Here is a 16,165-nt window from a genome sequence, read left to right on the forward strand (position 1 = left end):
CAGGAAACTACAGCAATGAAAGCCGTTTATATGGCCTTAGGCCTGATGATGGCAGGTCAGGCGGCTGCTGCTTCCATTACCGGCAGCATTGGCGTCAGGCTGACCATTTACTCCCAATGTCACATTGACGGGCAGAGTACTATCACAGCAAGAACACCTGCAGTGGACTGCGGCCAACAAAGAGCCGCACAGCCGAAAGTCACGCAGACGGCGATTTCGTCTAACCGCGAAACACGCCAGACGTCGAAACTGGTCACTGTAGAATGGTAAGCGAAAACCCCGGCGGCAACGTCGGGGTTTTTTATTCAGATACTGAAAGAAGAACCGCAGCCGCAGGTGGTTTTGGCGTTCGGGTTAGTCACGATAAAACGCGAGCCTTCCAGCCCTTCGGTATAGTCCACCGAGCCGCCAACCAGATACTGCAGGCTCATAGGATCCACCACCAGCGCCACGCCCGATTTTTCAATCGTCATATCGCCATCGTTGACCTTATCGTCAAAGGTGAAGCCGTACTGGAAACCGCTGCAACCGCCGCCGGTAATATAGACACGCAGTTTCAGATCGGGATTCTCTTCATCTGAGATCAGGTTTTTAACTTTACTGGCCGCTGCTTCGGTAAACTGCAGGGGCAGAGCTACATCTTCACTCATTTCATACTCCATCAGGCACTCGGGCCGGTCAGAATTCGACCATTAATCGCACCATTATCTTACACACCAGTATAGCAATCAAGTATGCGCCTGTTTGTCGGTTGTGGTGTTAGCAGCCGCTGCTACCGCGTCATCGGCCTGCTGCTGTTTTTCCAGCGTGCGCGCCAGCAGCGAGGAGTAAAGCGGTTTGCCGCCGAGAAACTGCGCCAGTAAGGTTGCCCCAAGGCAGGTGATAATCATCGGCAGAATAAGCTGATAATTATCGGTCATTTCCAGTACCAGCACGATGCCGGTGAGCGGCGCCCTGACCGAAGCGGCGAACAGCGCGCCCATGCCCGCAATGGCAAAAGTACCGACTTCCAGCTGATAAGCAGGAAACAGCGAGGCGCTGGCCATGCCGAACGCGGTGCCCAGCAGCGTGCCCAGCGCCAGCATCGGCGCGAAAATACCGCCCGGCGCGCCGGAGCCAAAACAGAGCAGCGTTGTCGCCATGCGGGCGATAAAAATAAACAGCAGCGTGCCCACGGTATAATGACCGGCCGCCGCAATGGGGATCAGCTCAAAGCCGCCGCCTGCAGCCTCCGGCTCGATGACGCCCAGCACGCCGCAAACGCCCCCCAGCACGGCACCGATAATCAGAATTTTTTTCAGGTTGCCGCCGTGGAGGCGCTGAAACATATCCTGCGTTTTAAAAATCAGCGCGTTAAACGCCACGCCGACGATGCCGAAAATCATGCCCAGCAGCAGATAGAGCCAGAGCGTGTTGACCGGCGAGTTGGAAAGTTTACCGACGGCGATCACTGCGTGTTCGCCGTTGAAAATGCGGAACACGATGCTGGACATAATGACGCCGATAAACACGGCCTTGATAGAGATAACGCTGTAGCGAAACTGCAAACGCATCTCTTCGATGATAAACAGAATGCCCGCCAGCGGCGCGTTAAACGCGGCTGAAAGCCCGGCAGCCGCACCGGTAGCCAGCAAAGAGTGGCGGGCCTCGGCGCTTTTCAGGCGGAAAATATCCAGCACCATGCGGCCGATGTTGCCGCCCAGCTGCACCGTCGGCCCTTCGCGTCCCAGCACCATGCCCGCGCCCAGCGTTCCCATGCCGCCGATAAATTTAACGGGGATTACCCGCCACCAGCGCACCGGCCGCAGCTCTTCCAGCGCGCCTTCGATTTCCGGAATACCGGAGCCTGAGGCTTCCGGCGCAAAGCGGCGCACCAGATAGTACCCCACGACGGCCAGCAGTGCGGAAAGGATAAACGCCAGCGGAAACAGCAGGATCCAGTGTTGTTCAACGTCTGCCAGCATTGCCAACCGCCAGTGGCTGACGCTATGCACCGCTTTTTCGAAGGCGACGCCTACCAGTCCGGCCAGCAGGCCGACAATGCCTGCCATAATTAACACCACGACCGGCGTTTTATCGCGTCTTAATAGCAGGCGGAGAAAGTCGCCGCGTCGGGCTGGCACCACGTGTAACTGGTCGGACGAAGAGGTTGTCTGCTGCATAGTCCATTCGTATCAGTTCAGGCGAAGCTGATATTTTACTCATCCCGTCGCGGCTGTCGCCAGGAAAAGCTGATCCTTTCGTGTCAAAAGCGCCAGCGGCCTTTCAACCCGACCGTCTGTTCCCTTAGAATGGCGGGGTTTTTCTTAATGCATCCTCAGGAGCGGAACCATGAGTAAGTCTGAAAATCTGTATGCTCAGGCACAGCAAGTTATTCCCGGCGGCGTCAACTCGCCGGTACGCGCCTTCACCGGCGTTGGCGGCGTACCGCTCTTTATTGAACGCGCTAACGGCGCTTATCTTTACGACGCCGACGGCAAAGCCTATATCGATTACGTCGGCTCCTGGGGACCGATGGTGTTGGGCCATAACCATCCTGCCATCCGTAACGCGGTTATCGAAGCCGTAGAGCGCGGCCTGAGCTTTGGCGCGCCGACCGAGATGGAAGTCAAAATGGCCGAGCTGGTGACCGAACTGGTACCGACGATGGACATGGTGCGGATGGTGAACTCCGGCACCGAAGCAACAATGAGCGCCATTCGCCTGGCTCGCGGTTTTACCCATCGCGACAAAATTATCAAATTTGAAGGCTGCTACCATGGCCACGCCGATCACCTGCTGGTGAAAGCCGGTTCAGGCGCGCTGACCCTCGGCCAGCCGAATTCACCGGGCGTTCCGGCCGATTTCGCCAAGCACACGCTGACCTGCACCTACAACGATCTGGATTCCGTGCGCGCCGCTTTTGAGCAGTATCCGCATGAAATCGCGTGCATCATCGTCGAGCCGGTCGCGGGCAATATGAACTGCATCCCGCCGCTGCCGGAATTTTTGCCAGGCCTGCGCGCGCTCTGCGACGAATTTGGCGCGCTGCTGATTATCGACGAAGTGATGACTGGCTTCCGCGTGGCGCTGGCTGGCGCGCAGGCGCATTACGGCGTGGTGCCGGATTTAACCTGCCTGGGCAAAATCATCGGCGGCGGAATGCCGGTCGGCGCGTTTGGCGGCCGTCGCGAAGTAATGGAAGCGCTGGCGCCGACGGGGCCGGTTTATCAGGCGGGCACCCTTTCCGGCAACCCGATTGCGATGGCAGCCGGTTTTGCCTGCCTGAGCGAGATCGCGAAGCCCGGCACGCACGCCACGCTGACCGACCTCACCACCCGCCTGGCGGAAGGCCTGCTGCAGGCGGCAGAAGAAACCAACATTCCGCTGGTGGTTAACCACGTTGGCGGCATGTTCGGGCTGTTCTTTACCGCAGCCGACCAGGTCACCAGCTATCAGGTCGTGACCCAGTGCGACGTGGAACGCTTTAAGAAGTTCTTCCACCTGATGCTGGAAGAAGGCGTTTACCTCGCCCCTTCCGCTTTTGAAGCGGGCTTTATGTCGCTGGCGCACAGCCAGGAAGATATTCAGCGCACGGTGGACGCCGCACGCCGCAGCTTCGCTAAGCTGGCGTAACGGTAGTCGGGCAGCGCACCAGGCGCTGCCCTTTCCTTCACACCTTCCGCAGCAGATAAACGAAGTAAGGCGCGCCGATAAAGGTCGCCAGCAGTCCCGCCGGCACCTGCGCCGGAAAGGCCACCATCCGTCCGCACCAGTCCGCTATCATCATCAGACCGCCGCCAAGCAGACTGGCGATAAGCAGCTGCGGCAGCGCCCGCCGGAAACCCAGCATCCTTGCGATATGCGGCGCCATCAGCCCGACAAAGCTCAGCGGCCCGATGGTCAGCGTGGCCGCCGCCGTCAGCGCGGCCGCCAGCAGCAGCAGCGCCATCCGCGAGGTTTTCAGCGCCACGCCCAGCGAGCGGGCCGTTTCGCCGCCTAACGGCAACAGCGTCAGCCAGCGACGGCACAGCGGCGTCAGCGCCAGCAGCACGGCCGCCACGATTATCGTCCTGATCGCCTGCTCGCCGCTCACGCTATAGGTCGAGCCGGAGATCCACGTCATCAGCCCGGCCATACGCGGATCGCCGCTGGCCATCAGCAGCAGCAGCAGGGTGGCAAAGGCGGTACTCAGCGCCATGCCCGCCAGCAGCATACGTTCGGGCGAAAAGCCGCCGCGCCCGCCCACAAAGGTAATAATCAGCAGCGTGATTGCCGCGCCCAGGCTGCCCGCAGGCAGCAGCCAGCCGAAGGCGTCGCCGGGCACCAGAAACAGCATAATCACCACGCCAAAGGCGGCGCCGGAGCTGATGCCCAGCACTTCCGGGCTGGCCATCGGATTGCCGGTCAGGCGCTGCACCAGGCAGCCAGCCGCGCCCAGCATCATGCCCGTCGCCAGCGCCGCCGCCAGTCTCGGCATTCGCCAGGGCAACAATTGCTGCCACAGTTCGCCGCTTGCCCACGTCCAGCCGTCAGCGCCGCGCCCGAAGCTGAGCGCCACGGCGCCCAGCGCCAACAGCAGCGCCACGCCGCCCAGACACCACAACAGCAGGCCGTGGCGCTCGACCGGCACGCGATCGCCCCGATCCAGCGCGGGCGGCGCGGAAGCGGTACGCAGGCGCGGCAGTAACCACAGCAGCAGCGGTGCGCCAATAATCGCGGTTGCCGTACCGGTCGAAATTTCCTGCCAGCGATCGGTCAGCCAGATCACGCTCTGATCGGCCAGCCACAGCAGCAACATGCCGATAAACGGCGCCAGCAGCATCCGGCTGAGCAGCCGTCTTGCACCCAGCATTTTTGCCAGCAGCGGCGCAAAAAGGCCGATAAAGCCGATCACGCCCGCCGCGTTTACCAGCTGCGCGCTGAGCACGATAGCCAGCGCCAGCACGCTTAAGCGGGCCAGCGACAGCCCCAGCCCCAGATTCTTCGCCACGCCGTCGTCCAGCCCCATCAGCGTCATCGGCCTGCGCAACAGCAGCGCCAGCACAAAGCCCGTCAGCAGCTTCGGCCACAGGAATTCGACGTTGCCCCAGTCCATCTGGTTCAGCGAGCCGGTTCCCCATAAAAAGATATTCTGCAGCCTGTCGTGATTAAACAGGCCGATAAGCTGATTGACCGCGCCACAATAGAGCGACATCACCAGGCCGGCCAGGATCAGCGTCACCGGAGAAAGCCGCTTCCCCCAGGCGATGCCAAACACAATCAGCCCGATGGCCAGCGCGCCGAGCATAGCGGCAAACTGCTGGCCAAATAGCGGCAGGCTCCAGAGCGCGGCAATGGTCAGGCCAAGCTGCGCGCCGGTGGCGACCCCAAGCGTGGTTGGCTCTGCTAATGGATTGCGCAGCACCTGCTGGAAGAGCAGGCCCACCAGCCCCAGCCCGGCGCCCACCAGCAGCGACAGCGCCAGCCTCGGCAGCAGGCTGTAGTGAAACACCATCTGGCTGACGCTTTCGGGACTGGCGGCTTTTATCGCGCTGAACCACAGCGACGGCGCAAGATGCTGGCTGAAGTTATAGCCGGTCAGGCCCAGCGCCAGCGCGAACAGCAGCGTTAATAAGAACACGGGAAAACGCGCGGAATTTTTCATAGCGGCTCCAGCGCCCGATCCAGCGACTGGCAAAAACGCATCGCAGAAAGCGTTGCGCCATAGAACCAGACCTGCGGCACGCGGCGAAAGCGCTGCTGCCGGACAAAATCCATCGCCTGCCAGAGCGGCGTCGCGCTGACCTGCTGCATTAAATTATCGTCTCCGTGCGCAAAACAGATCGCCTCGACGTCTTTTAGCGTCGCCAGTCTTTCCAGCCCGATCACCGCGCTTCCCCAGAAATTGGTTTCGCCCTGCCAGGCGTTTTCCAGCCCCAGCTCGTTCATCACTTCCAGAAACAGGCTGCCCTTGCCAAAAACCAGCGCATGACGCGCATCCAGCAGCGACATCAGCAGCACCGGACGCCGCTTTCGACCGGCAACGCGCTTTCTGGCGGCGGCGATAAAGGCGTCGAACTGTGCCAGATGGCGCTGCGCCTGCGGCACGCGATCGAGACGGTCGGCCAGCTGCATCAGCGACTGCCGCGCCACGGTCAGCGGTTTGCCGCTGGCGTCGTTGAAGGCGAAGCCCATCGCGGGCGCGATTTTCTCAAATTTGTCGTTGGATGGCCCATAGCCGGAAGAGTAAAGAATGAGCGAAGGCCGCATCTGCATCATCAGCTCAAGATTGGGTTCGGTGCGCAGGCCCAGATCCACCGTTGAGGCAGGCAGCTTTGGCTCGCCGACCCAAAGCTGGTAGTTATACATTTCGGCTACGCCCATCGGCGCGACGCCAAGCGCCAGCAGCAGTTCCGTCGGCAGCCACTCCAGCGACACAATGCGCGCTGCGTCAATGCCCGACGCGGCACGGCTGCCGAAGGCGGGCAGCAAAGGCGCAAGCGCCATCGCCATCAGCAGGCGGCGGCGATAAAAATCCGGCATGGAGATTCCTTTAGTAAACAAAACTTACCGGCGTGCCGCCGTCCGGGTGCGGCAGAATGCCCATTGGGATACCGTAAATGGCCTGGAGCACCTCCGGCTGCATAATCGCGTCGGCATCACCCTGCGCAATCATCCCGCCGTTGCGCAAGGCGACCAGGTGGTCACAGTAGCGGGCGGCCATATTGATATCGTGCAGCACGGCGATCACGGTCAGCCCCCGCTCATGGCTGAGCCGCTGGATAAGCGCCAGCACCTCGACCTGATGAGCGATATCCAGCGCGGAAGTCGGTTCATCCAGCAGCAGGCAGCGGCTGTTCTGCGCCACCAGCATCGCAATCCAGGCGCGCTGGCGCTCGCCGCCGGAGAGGCTGTCCACCAGACGCGAGGCGAAAGGTTTCAGGCCCACCAGCGCAATGGCTTCATCGACGCGATCGCGATCTTCGCTGCCGAAGCGGCCCAGCGCGCCGTGCCAGGGATAGCGCCCCATCGAGACCAGCTCCCGCACCGTCATGCCCTCGGCGGCGGGAAGCTGCTGCGGCAGATAGGCGACCTCACGGGCAAAGCGCTTAGCGGGCCACTGCGCCAGCGCTTTATCATTGAGCCGCACTTCGCCGCCGGTCGCGGCGTGATGGCGCCCCAACAGCTTTAACAGCGTGGATTTGCCGGAGCCATTATGCCCAATCAGCCCGCAGACTTTTCCGGCGGGAAAGGTCAGCGACAGCGGCTGGAGCAGGATGCGGCCCGGAACGGCAAATGAAGTTTGATGCAGCGAGAAGGTGCTGTCGGTCAGGTGCGGAGAATGCATAACAATTTTCTGCCTGACGGGCGCGGCGAACCGCGCCCGGTTTGGTTAGAAACGGAAAGTGGCGGTGCCGACGATCTGACGTTCGGCGCCCCAGTAGCAGGCGTAGTCGCGATAGCAGCTGGCGACATAATCCCGATCGAAGAGGTTGTTGACGTTGACGCCAATCGACGAGCCTGGCAGACCAAAACGCCCCAGATCGTACTTCACCACGGCATCGACGGTGGTGTACGCCGCCACGTTGAAGTTCTGATTAGTATCAGGGCCGGTGCTGTACAGGCCTTTGCTCTCACCGACATAGCGTACGCCGCTTCCCACGGTCAGGCCGGAAAGCGCCGTTTCGTGGAAGGTATAATCGGCCCACAGCGACGCCATATGTTTCGGCACCTGCACCGGCGTTCTGCCTTTCAGCTGCGTATCGTGCGTATATTCCGCGTCGGTATAGGTGTAAGAGGCGATAACGTTAACGTTGGCATTGACCGCCGCCTTCGCTTCCAGCTCGACGCCGCGCGAGCGGATTTCGCCGCTTTGCACGCTAAAATTGGCAAAATCAGGATCGGGATTCGCCGTCAGATTTTTCGTTTTAGTCAGCTGATAGAGCGCGCCGGTGATCACAATCGGGCGGTCTTTCGGCACGTATTTTACGCCAGCCTCGTACTGCTTAGCGCGTGACGGATCGAACGGCTGCCCTTCAGCGGAGGTTCCGGCAGTCGGAATAAAGGATTCGCTGTAGCTGAAATAAGGCGCCACGCCGTTATCAAACACGTAGTTCAGGCCGCCGCGCCAGGTAAAGGCCTGGTCGTGGTTTTTCGCCAGCGCATTAGCGTCGCGGTTAAACGCCGAGGTCATCGCGTAATCGTAGCGCGCGCCCAGCGTCATGACCCAGCGGTCCCACTCCATCTGATCCTGCGCGTACAGGCCGGTCTGCTCCTGCTTGTTCAGATAGTGATACGGGAAGGTGATCGTGGTGCTGTCGTTGCCGTACTGCGGATCCAGCGCGCTCAGCGGGGAAGCGGTACCGAATCCGGCGTTGATATCGTTGCGGGTACGTTGATAGTCGACGCCCAGCAGCAGCGTATGATCCAGCGCGCCCGTAGCGAATTTCGCCTGCGCCTGGCTATCGACGGCAAACTGGTTCAGCTCTTCTTCAGAACCGGCGTAAGCGCGGGTAATGGCACTGCTGGCGCTGTCGAAACCGTTGCCGTAAATGCTGCGATAGTCGGTGCGCAGATCGGCGTAGCGCAGGTTTTGCCGCACGGTCCAGGTATCGTTAAAGCTGTGCGAGAAGTTATAGCCCACCATTTTGGTGTTGCGGGAGATCTTGTTGCTCGCCTCGCCTTCGTCAAAATCGGTGCCCAACTTGTGCTGCCGGCCGTTGGCATCAACGATCGGCACCACGGTACCCTGACGCGGCAGCCAGCCGTAGTAGCCCGTTTCCGGCTCGTTCTGGAAATAGGTTAACAGCGTGAAGTTGGTGTTGGCGTCGGGCTGCCAGCTGAAAGACGGCGCCACGGTATAGCGCTTCTCTTTCTGCATATCCTGCTGCGCGTCCTGACTGCGCGCCAGGCCGGTCAGGCGCCAGGAGTAAACGCCGCCGTCATCCAGCGCGCCGCCGAAATCAAAGCCGGTGGAAAACAGGTTATCCGAGCCCATCTGGAACTGCACTTCGCGCAGCGTTTCCGTGGTCGGACGCTTGCTGACCAGCGCAACTACGCCGCCCGGGTTGCTCTTGCCGTAAAGCACGGATGCCGGCCCGCGCAGCAGCTCCGCGCGCTCCAGAAAATAAGGATCGATAGCGAATTCGGAGTAGTTATCGCCCTGGAGCTTCAGGCCGTCCAGATACTGATTGGTGTTGGTTTCGCTGAAGCCGCGGATGGACAGCGCGTCGATAACCTGCGAGCTGCCGCGGTTGCCGGTCATTACGCCGGGCGCATAGTTAAAGGCTTCCTTAACCGTGCTGACGTTGCGCATCTCGATTTCGTCGCTGGTCACCACCGAAACGGACTGCGGATTTTTTTCAATCGGCGTATCGGTTTTGGTACCGGTGGCGCTGCGTTTAGCGGCGATGGTCGGTGCCGGGCCCCAGGCGTTTTCGCTGGCGGCATCGGCGTTGGCGCTGACGGTAATAGTCTGTTCGCTGGCGGCGAAAGCAGAGGAGGAAAGCGCGACGGCAACAAGGCAGGCCAGTCGGCTTACCGGCAAAGCGGATGATTTCAAAGATGAAATAGCCATTTAGCGTTCTCTGATGAAAAGTAGAATGTAAACGAGAATTATTATTATAACGACAGGATAATAGGCGAATTACCGGCGCTTTCGCAAGAAAAAATCGGGCGCTTTTAGCGCGAATCCGGCGGAGTTCAGGCCAGCATAAAGCAGGGAAAATAAAGCCGTTGTCATGCAGTCGTGCTGAAAAGCCTCTTTTTGCCGGTTTAGTTTTTCTGCTGCCGCCGCCAAAAAGGCAAAAAAAAGCCGGCTCGTTAAGAACCGGCTTTACACCTGTTTTCAGTTATTTACCGAACATATCCTTGATCCAACCCGCCACGCCGTCCGCATCCTTCTGCTCGTTTTGCGGCTGTTGAGCAGGCTGCTGCTCCTGCTGCATTTGCTGCTGTTGCATTTGCTGCTGCTGGATTTGCTGCTGCTGCTGCTGACAGAGCGCGTCGGCATCGGTGGTCCAGACCGGCAGCGTCCGCCAGCTGCTGCTGCCCGTGCCGCAGACAAAGTTACCGGCTGAATCCACGTTCATCGGCGCGATATCTTCCGGCGGCGTCGGCATCAGCGGCATCGGCGCCTGGTTGTCCAGATAGCGACGGTAGATCTGCATCGCGCCGCTGGCACCGTACAGTTTGGTGCTCTGGTTATTGTCGCGGCCAATCCAGGTGATCGCCACTTCTTTGCCGTCCACGCCCGCGAACCAGCTGTCGATCAGGTTGTTGGTGGTGCCGGTTTTCGCCGCCAGGTGCGCCTTCGGATAGCGCGAACCTAACGCACGGGCCGTACCCTCTTGCGCGACCTGCTGCATCGCGTAAAGCGTCAGGTAGGCGGCCTGAGCCGGAATGGTGCGCTCCGCCTGCGGGAAGCTCTGATAAAGCACGGTGCCGTCTTCGGCAATGACCGAACGCAGTGCGGAAAGCTGCGCGCGATCGCCGCCGCTGGCGATAGTCTGGAACGCCTGCGCCACTTCGACCGGCGTCAGGTTCAGCGCGCCCAGCAGCATAGCCGGCACCGGCTGGAGTTCAGCCTTCGGCACGCCGAGTTTGCTCCAGGTATCCACCACCTGCGGCAGGCCCAGCGTCATGCCCAGGTTCACCGTTGGCACGTTCATGGAGTGCGCCAGCGCATCTACCAGCATCACCTGACCGCTGAAGCGGCGGTCATCATTCTGCGGCTTCCAGACCTGACCGTTTGGTTGCTTCAGCGCGATCGGATTATCGGCAATCCAGGTATTCAGGCGATAGCTATCCGGCTGGCTCAGCGCGGTCAGATAGGTGGCTGGCTTAGCCAGAGAACCAATCGACCGGCGCGCCTGTAGCGCACGGTTATAGCCCGCAAACTGCGGATCGGCGCCGCCAACCATGGCGCGAACTTCGCCGCTGAAGCGATCGACGATCACCATCGCGGTTTCCAGATCCTTCAGGTTGCGCTGTTTACGCAGCGTCGGCATCCCTTCTTCCACAGCTTTTTCTGCCGCATCCTGCGAAACAGAATCCAGCGTGGTGAAAATTTTCACGCCGGAAAGATCTTTGATCTTATCGCCCAGCTTCGCCTGTAGCTCGTTGCGCACCATCTGCATAAACGCAGGCTGTGGCGTGATCACGCCGCCTTTCGGCTGTACGCCAAGCGGACGGGCGCTGAGCATGTCGTACAGCTCCTGGTCGATCACTTTCTGCTGCTGCAGCAGACGCAGCACCAGGTTGCGGCGCTCCAGCGCCAGCTTCGGATTGCGCCACGGGTTATAGAGCGACGCGCCCTTCACCATGCCCACCAGCAGCGCCTGCTGATCCAGGCTCAGCTCGTCCACCGGACGGCCAAAGTAGTAGAGGCTCGCCAGCGGGAAGCCGCGGATCTGATCGTTGCCCGCCTGGCCCAGATAAACCTCATTCAGGTAAAGCTCCAGAATGCGGTCTTTGCTGTAGCGCGCGTCCATAATCAGCGCCATATAGGCTTCGTTAGCCTTGCGCCACAGCGAACGTTTGTTGGTCAGGAAAAGGTTTTTCACCAGCTGCTGGGTCAGCGTACTGCCGCCCTGCACCGCTTTTCCTGCCGTGATATTCGCCAGGAAGGCGCGGCCGATAGAGTACAGGCTGATGCCGTCGTGCTCGTAGAAATGGCGGTCTTCGGTAGCCACCAGCGTATCGACCAGCAGATCCGGGAAGCCCGCACGCGGCACAAACAGGCGCTGCTCGCCGTTTGGTGATTGCAGCATAGTGATCAAACGAGGGTCGAGACGGAAGAAGCCGAAGTCGCGGCCGCTGTCGAGGTTTTTGATCTCGGTCAGCGAGTCGTTGTCAAAGCTCAGCCGCGCGCGGATTTGCCCTTCCTTGCTGTCCGGGAAGTCAAACGGGCGGCGAATCATCTCAATGCTGTTGCCCTGCACGGTAAACTCGCCAGGCCGCGTCATGCGCGTCACCTCGCGGTACTGCGTGCCTTCGAGCAGCGCGATCATCTCTTTTTTATTGTAGGCCATGCCCGGCTCAAGATTGACCATGCGGCCATACACCGTGGCGGGCAGCTGCCAGACTTTGCCGTCGATACGGCTGCGGATCTGCGAATCCAGGTACACCCCGTAGACCGCCATCAGTACAATAAATACCAGCAGCAGCTTAATCATTAAGCTCAGCCAGCCTCTTTTACGCGGCGGCCGTCCTTTTCCTTTACGTGGCACGGGTACTTTCTCCTCGTTATTATGGTCATCATCCTGAAAATCAATATTATCGACTTCCCTGCGGCGACCCCGGCCCGCCTTTTTGCGCGGGGGGTTGGGCTGTTTACCTTTACGCCCAATAGGTTCGCGATCGTCTGACATTCGTTTCTTTTCTCCAGAGCCGCCGTCGGCGGGCCGACTATGCACTGACATCAACTACGGTGGAACGGGAACCTTCTGAAACCCGATCAGGAAGGTGCGGAATACTTTTTGGTGCGCCGCGTCGGCAGCGCGCTGGCCGGATCGTCGGGCCAGAGATGTTTGGGATAGCGCCCTTTCATCTCTTTTTGCACTTCACGCCAGGCTCCCTGCCAGAAGCCCGCCAGATCGCGCGTGATCTGCAGCGGCCTTTGCGCGGGCGAGAGCAGCTCCAGCACCAGCGGAATGCGCCCTTCGGCCACGCTGGGATTTTGCGCTTCGCCGAACATCTCCTGTAGCCGCACGGCCAGCGCGGGCGGCTTCTCTTCATCGTAGCGGATCGGCAGCCGGCTTCCGGTGGGCACAGTGTAATGAGTTGGCAGCACAGTATCCAGCTGCTGGCGCTGTGACCATGTGAGCAATTGTAATAGCGCGTTGACGCAGTCGATCTGTTTTAACCCTTTTGCATCGCGCACGCCGCTCATCATCGGCAGCAGCCACTTTTCCAGCGTGGCGAGCAGATCGGCCTCGCTGGCGGCGGGCCATGCCTGTTCCGGCAGCCACTGCGCGGCGCAGACCAGCCGCACACGCAGCTGCTCGGCGGCGGGCGTCCAGTTCAGCACCGACAGCCCTTTGCTGCGGATCCAGCGCAGCATCGCCGGGTGCAGCACCGCTTCGTCAGGCTTGCTCAGCGGCTGGGATTTCAGCACCAGCTCGCCAATCTGTTCGCGACGCCAGGCGGAAAGCGTGCCGCGCTCGTCGTGCCATTCAACCTCTACCCGCTGCCCGACAAGCTGCGGCCGCTCGGCGATCAGCGTTTCTATCGTCAGCGGCAGCGCCTGGAGAATGCGCGCGTCCGGCTGCGCGCTGCCCTGTAATAGCGCGGGCGCAAGCAGCCATTCATAGCGGATTAACGCCTCTTCGCGATCGAGCATCGCGCCCATGCCGTTAGCCAGCTGATAGCGCCCTTCCATGCCGCGACGGCGAGCGATACGATCGGGAAAAGCGCTCGCCAGCAGCGGCGCGGCCAACGCCGCATCGATCGCGCCGCCGGTCAGGCGCAGCCGCTGCTGCAGCTGTTTCGCTCGTTTCTGCCAGTGGGGCTGGGGACGATGCAGCGCGTCCCGCAGATCGACGCTGCCGCGCGGCGGCTCCTCCAGGATCGCCGCCAGCATCGCCGCCGTGGCGGCGCTGTCCGCATCGTTGCCCGCCTCGACCAGCATCGCGGCCAGGCGCGGCTCGCTGCCGAAAGCGGCCATGCGTCGACCTTTGGCCGTCAGCTGTCCGGCATCGGTGGTGGCACCAAGCTGCGACAGCAGCCGCTGCGCCTGGGCCAGGCTGGCGGCGGGCGGTTTATCCAGCCAGGTGAGCTGCGCTGCGTCGTGGCAGCCCCACTGCAGCAGATCCAGCCACAGCGAGCTTAAATCGCTTTGCAGTATTTCCGCGTCGCTGTGGGCCGCCGCGCGTTCCGCCTGCTCTTTAGGGATCAGATGCAGGCAGATCCCCGGAGCCAGACGACCCGCGCGTCCGGCGCGCTGGATCATCGAAGCCTGGCTGACGCGCTGCGTTTGCAGGCGAGTCAGGCCGGTGCGCGTATCGAACAGCGCCGTCCGCTCCAGCGCGCTGTCCACCACCAGCCGAATGCCTTCGATAGTCAGGCTGGTTTCCGCGATATTGGTCGCCAGCACCACTTTTCGGCGGCCGACAGGCGCAGGAAGGATAGCTTTACGCTGCTCCGCCAGCGGCAGCGCGCCATATAAAGGACAAAGATCGACATCGCTAGCGACCAGTGGCGCCAGCTGCGTCTGCACCCGCTGGATTTCGCCCACGCCGGGCAGAAACAGCAGCAGCGAGCCAGGCTCGTCGCGCAGCAGCTCGCTGACCTGCCGCGCCACCGCCTCTTCAAACCGCTGGCTGGTGGACAGGGATGCGTAGCGCCGCTCAACGGGAAAAGAGCGGCCTTCGGAGCGGACAGATGGCGCATCCGGCAGCAGCGCCTGCAGGCGAGCGTTGTCCAGCGTGGCCGACATCAGCAGAATTTTCAGATCTTCACGCAGCCCCTGCTGCACGTCCAGCAGCAGCGCCAGCGCCAGATCGGCCTGCAGGCTGCGCTCGTGAAACTCATCCAGGATCACCAGCGAAACGCCTTCCAGCATCGGATCCTGCTGTAGCATCCGCGTCAGGATGCCTTCCGTAATCACCTCCAGCCGCGTGGACGGCCCGCTGCGGCTTTCCGCCCGCATCCGGTAGCCCACGGTCTGTCCTGGCGCTTCGCCAAGCTGCTCCGCCAGCCGCTGCGCCACGTTGCGCGCCGCCAGCCTGCGCGGCTCCAGCAGCAAAATACGCCCGCTGACCTGCTGCAAAAGCTGCAGCGGCAGCCATGTCGATTTTCCCGCGCCGGTCGGCGCCGCCAGCAGCACCTGCGGCGCATCCCGCAGGGCCGCCAACAGCTCGGGTAATACAGCGCTGACTGGTAATGAACTCACGTCTCTGCTCCTGGCCTTAAGTTGCCGGGCATTGTAGCATTCCTGCTTCTGGAATACCGGAGGGCACCATGAACGAGCAAAAAAGACTGTTTTTCGGTATCGCGCTACCGGCCAGCAGCAGTCAGGAGGTTATTGCGTGGCGCGCCGCCACCTTTGCCGAAGAGACCGGCCGTCCGATAGCGGCGGCTAACCTGCATCTTACGCTGGCCTTTTTAGGCGATGTCGGCGCGGAAAAGCAGCGTGCGCTCCAACAAATGGCCGGACGTATCAGGCAGTCGCCGTTTACCCTGACGCTGGACGACGCCGGTCACTGGCCGCGTTCCGGCGTGGTCTGGCTGGGGCCGAAGCAGGCGCCGCGCGGACTGCTGCAGCTGGCCGGACTGTTACGCTCGCAGGCCGCGCGCAGCGGCTGTTATCAAAGTCCTCTGCCCTTTCATCCGCATGTCACATTATTCCGCAATGCTCTCCAGCCGGTCGCGCTGCCGCCGCGTAATTTCAGCTGGCAGTTTCGCGTGGAGCGTTTTGCGCTCTTCGAGTCGCTGTTCAGCCAGGGCCGCACGCGCTATCGGGAGCTGGCAAGCTGGGAACTGCAACAGGAAAGTTTATGAATTTTACGCCGCCGCTGCGCCAGGCCACGCTGGTCAAACGTTATAAGCGCTTTCTGGCCGATGTCATCACGCCAGACGGCACCGAACTGACGCTGCATTGCGCCAATACCGGCGCGATGACCGGCTGTGCGACGCCAGGTGATACGGTGTGGTACTCCACGTCGGACAGCCTGACCAGAAAGTATCCGCACAGCTGGGAACTGACACAAACCCAGCAGGGACACTGGATCTGCGTAAATACGCTGCGCGCCAATATGCTGGTAAAAGAAGCGCTGCTGGCCGGGCAGATTCCGGAATTATCCGGTTATGCGGATTTACAAAGTGAAGTGAAATATGGCGCTGAAAAAAGCCGTATTGATTTCCTGTTAAAGGCAGAGGATCGCGTCAACTGCTATATTGAAGTCAAATCCGTGACGCTCTTACAACAGGGTAAGGGTTACTTTCCGGATGCGGTTACCGAGCGTGGCCAGAAGCATCTGCGCGAACTGGCGAAGATTGCGGAAAACGGCGAGCGCGCGGTGCTTTTATTTGCCGTTCTGCATTCGGGGATTGAGGACGTCACCCCGGCGCGTCACATTGATGCACGCTACGCAGAACTCATGGTTCAGGCGCGCGCAAGCGGGGTCGAGGTGCTTGCCTGTAAAGCGAGCCTCTCGCCTGAAGGTCTGGTCGTAGAGAGGAAACTGATTGTGAATGCGTAATT

Annotated in this window: 12 protein-coding genes; 4 read left to right on the plus strand and 8 right to left on the minus strand. The window is 61.0% G+C overall.

The genetic code is table 11. From position 1 onward, the window contains the following. Nucleotides 1–15 precede the first annotated feature (15 nt). On the plus strand, nucleotides 16–270 hold the full coding sequence (locus AB3U87_RS09140) for a hypothetical protein (RefSeq protein WP_253455201.1): 255 nt from the start codon (nucleotides 16–18) through the stop codon (nucleotides 268–270). A gap of 35 nt (nucleotides 271–305) precedes the next feature. Here the strand turns inward: AB3U87_RS09140 and erpA are convergent, their stop codons facing one another. Further along, entirely contained in the window at nucleotides 306–650 is a 345-nt protein-coding gene (erpA, locus tag AB3U87_RS09145) for an iron-sulfur cluster insertion protein ErpA (protein WP_125289078.1), read from the minus strand. Nucleotides 651–728: 78 nt separating this feature from the next. Beyond that, entirely contained in the window at nucleotides 729–2,162 is a 1,434-nt protein-coding gene (clcA, locus tag AB3U87_RS09150) for a H(+)/Cl(-) exchange transporter ClcA (RefSeq protein WP_301251374.1), read from the minus strand. Between the two features lie 169 nt (nucleotides 2,163–2,331). On the opposite strand from clcA, the gene hemL reads away from it, so the two are divergent. Continuing rightward, nucleotides 2,332–3,615 (plus strand): glutamate-1-semialdehyde 2,1-aminomutase, encoded by a 1,284-nt coding sequence (hemL, locus tag AB3U87_RS09155; protein WP_394148870.1) that lies wholly within the window; start codon nucleotides 2,332–2,334, stop codon nucleotides 3,613–3,615. A gap of 37 nt (nucleotides 3,616–3,652) precedes the next feature. On the opposite strand, the gene fhuB is transcribed toward hemL, so the two are convergent. From fhuB to hrpB, 6 genes are all read right to left on the minus strand, one after another. After that, the gene (gene fhuB, locus AB3U87_RS09160) at nucleotides 3,653–5,626 is read right to left on the minus strand and encodes a Fe(3+)-hydroxamate ABC transporter permease FhuB (RefSeq protein ID WP_301251376.1); all 1,974 of its coding nucleotides are present in this window, start codon (nucleotides 5,624–5,626) and stop codon (nucleotides 3,653–3,655) included. Beyond that, a complete protein-coding gene (fhuD, locus tag AB3U87_RS09165) occupies nucleotides 5,623–6,504 on the minus strand; it encodes a Fe(3+)-hydroxamate ABC transporter substrate-binding protein FhuD (RefSeq protein ID WP_253455205.1) in 882 nt (293 codons plus the stop codon). Before fhuD ends, fhuB begins: the two co-directional genes overlap by 4 nt. A gap of 10 nt (nucleotides 6,505–6,514) precedes the next feature. Beyond that, on the minus strand, nucleotides 6,515–7,309 hold the full coding sequence (fhuC, locus tag AB3U87_RS09170; protein WP_301251378.1) for a Fe3+-hydroxamate ABC transporter ATP-binding protein FhuC: 795 nt from the start codon (nucleotides 7,307–7,309) through the stop codon (nucleotides 6,515–6,517). 45 nt (nucleotides 7,310–7,354) lie between these two features. Continuing rightward, nucleotides 7,355–9,538: a ferrichrome porin FhuA gene (fhuA, locus tag AB3U87_RS09175; RefSeq protein WP_394148871.1), complete on the minus strand. Its 2,184-nt coding sequence runs from the start codon at nucleotides 9,536–9,538 to the stop codon at nucleotides 7,355–7,357. A gap of 274 nt (nucleotides 9,539–9,812) precedes the next feature. After that, the gene (gene mrcB, locus AB3U87_RS09180; protein WP_301251380.1) at nucleotides 9,813–12,332 is read right to left on the minus strand and encodes a bifunctional glycosyl transferase/transpeptidase; all 2,520 of its coding nucleotides are present in this window, start codon (nucleotides 12,330–12,332) and stop codon (nucleotides 9,813–9,815) included. Nucleotides 12,333–12,418: 86 nt separating this feature from the next. Further along, a complete protein-coding gene (gene hrpB, locus AB3U87_RS09185; RefSeq protein ID WP_301251381.1) occupies nucleotides 12,419–14,854 on the minus strand; it encodes an ATP-dependent helicase HrpB in 2,436 nt (811 codons plus the stop codon). Between the two features lie 68 nt (nucleotides 14,855–14,922). On the opposite strand from hrpB, the gene thpR reads away from it, so the two are divergent. Both thpR and sfsA read left to right on the plus strand, forming a co-directional pair. After that, nucleotides 14,923–15,462 carry an RNA 2',3'-cyclic phosphodiesterase gene (gene thpR / locus AB3U87_RS09190; RefSeq protein WP_301251382.1) on the plus strand — a complete coding sequence of 180 codons (540 nt, stop codon included), beginning with the start codon at nucleotides 14,923–14,925 and terminating at the stop codon, nucleotides 15,460–15,462. Further along, nucleotides 15,459–16,163 carry a DNA/RNA nuclease SfsA gene (gene sfsA, locus AB3U87_RS09195; RefSeq protein WP_253455211.1) on the plus strand — a complete coding sequence of 235 codons (705 nt, stop codon included), beginning with the start codon at nucleotides 15,459–15,461 and terminating at the stop codon, nucleotides 16,161–16,163. The genes thpR and sfsA overlap by 4 nt, the downstream gene beginning before the upstream one ends. The last annotated feature ends 2 nt before the right edge of the window (nucleotides 16,164–16,165 follow it).

Origin of the sequence: Erwinia plantamica (assembly GCF_043420595.1) — a bacterium.
In the GTDB taxonomy this organism is placed as follows: domain Bacteria; phylum Pseudomonadota; class Gammaproteobacteria; order Enterobacterales; family Enterobacteriaceae; genus Erwinia; species Erwinia aeris.

Bases quoted from the DNA above. Each gene is read 5' to 3' on its own strand.
- erpA (WP_125289078.1), bottom strand. From the start codon at position 650: ATGAGTGAAGATGTAGCTCTGCCCCTGCAGTTTACCGAAGCAGCGGCC.
- sfsA (WP_253455211.1), top strand. From the start codon at position 15,459: ATGAATTTTACGCCGCCGCTGCGCCAGGCCACGCTGGTCAAACGTTAT.
- hemL (WP_394148870.1), top strand. From the start codon at position 2,332: ATGAGTAAGTCTGAAAATCTGTATGCTCAGGCACAGCAAGTTATTCCC.
- AB3U87_RS09140 (WP_253455201.1), top strand. From the start codon at position 16: ATGAAAGCCGTTTATATGGCCTTAGGCCTGATGATGGCAGGTCAGGCG.
- fhuB (WP_301251376.1), bottom strand. From the start codon at position 5,626: ATGAAAAATTCCGCGCGTTTTCCCGTGTTCTTATTAACGCTGCTGTTC.
- fhuA (WP_394148871.1), bottom strand. From the start codon at position 9,538: ATGGCTATTTCATCTTTGAAATCATCCGCTTTGCCGGTAAGCCGACTG.
- fhuD (WP_253455205.1), bottom strand. From the start codon at position 6,504: ATGCCGGATTTTTATCGCCGCCGCCTGCTGATGGCGATGGCGCTTGCG.
- fhuC (WP_301251378.1), bottom strand. From the start codon at position 7,309: ATGCATTCTCCGCACCTGACCGACAGCACCTTCTCGCTGCATCAAACT.
- clcA (WP_301251374.1), bottom strand. From the start codon at position 2,162: ATGCAGCAGACAACCTCTTCGTCCGACCAGTTACACGTGGTGCCAGCC.
- thpR (WP_301251382.1), top strand. From the start codon at position 14,923: ATGAACGAGCAAAAAAGACTGTTTTTCGGTATCGCGCTACCGGCCAGC.
- mrcB (WP_301251380.1), bottom strand. From the start codon at position 12,332: ATGTCAGACGATCGCGAACCTATTGGGCGTAAAGGTAAACAGCCCAAC.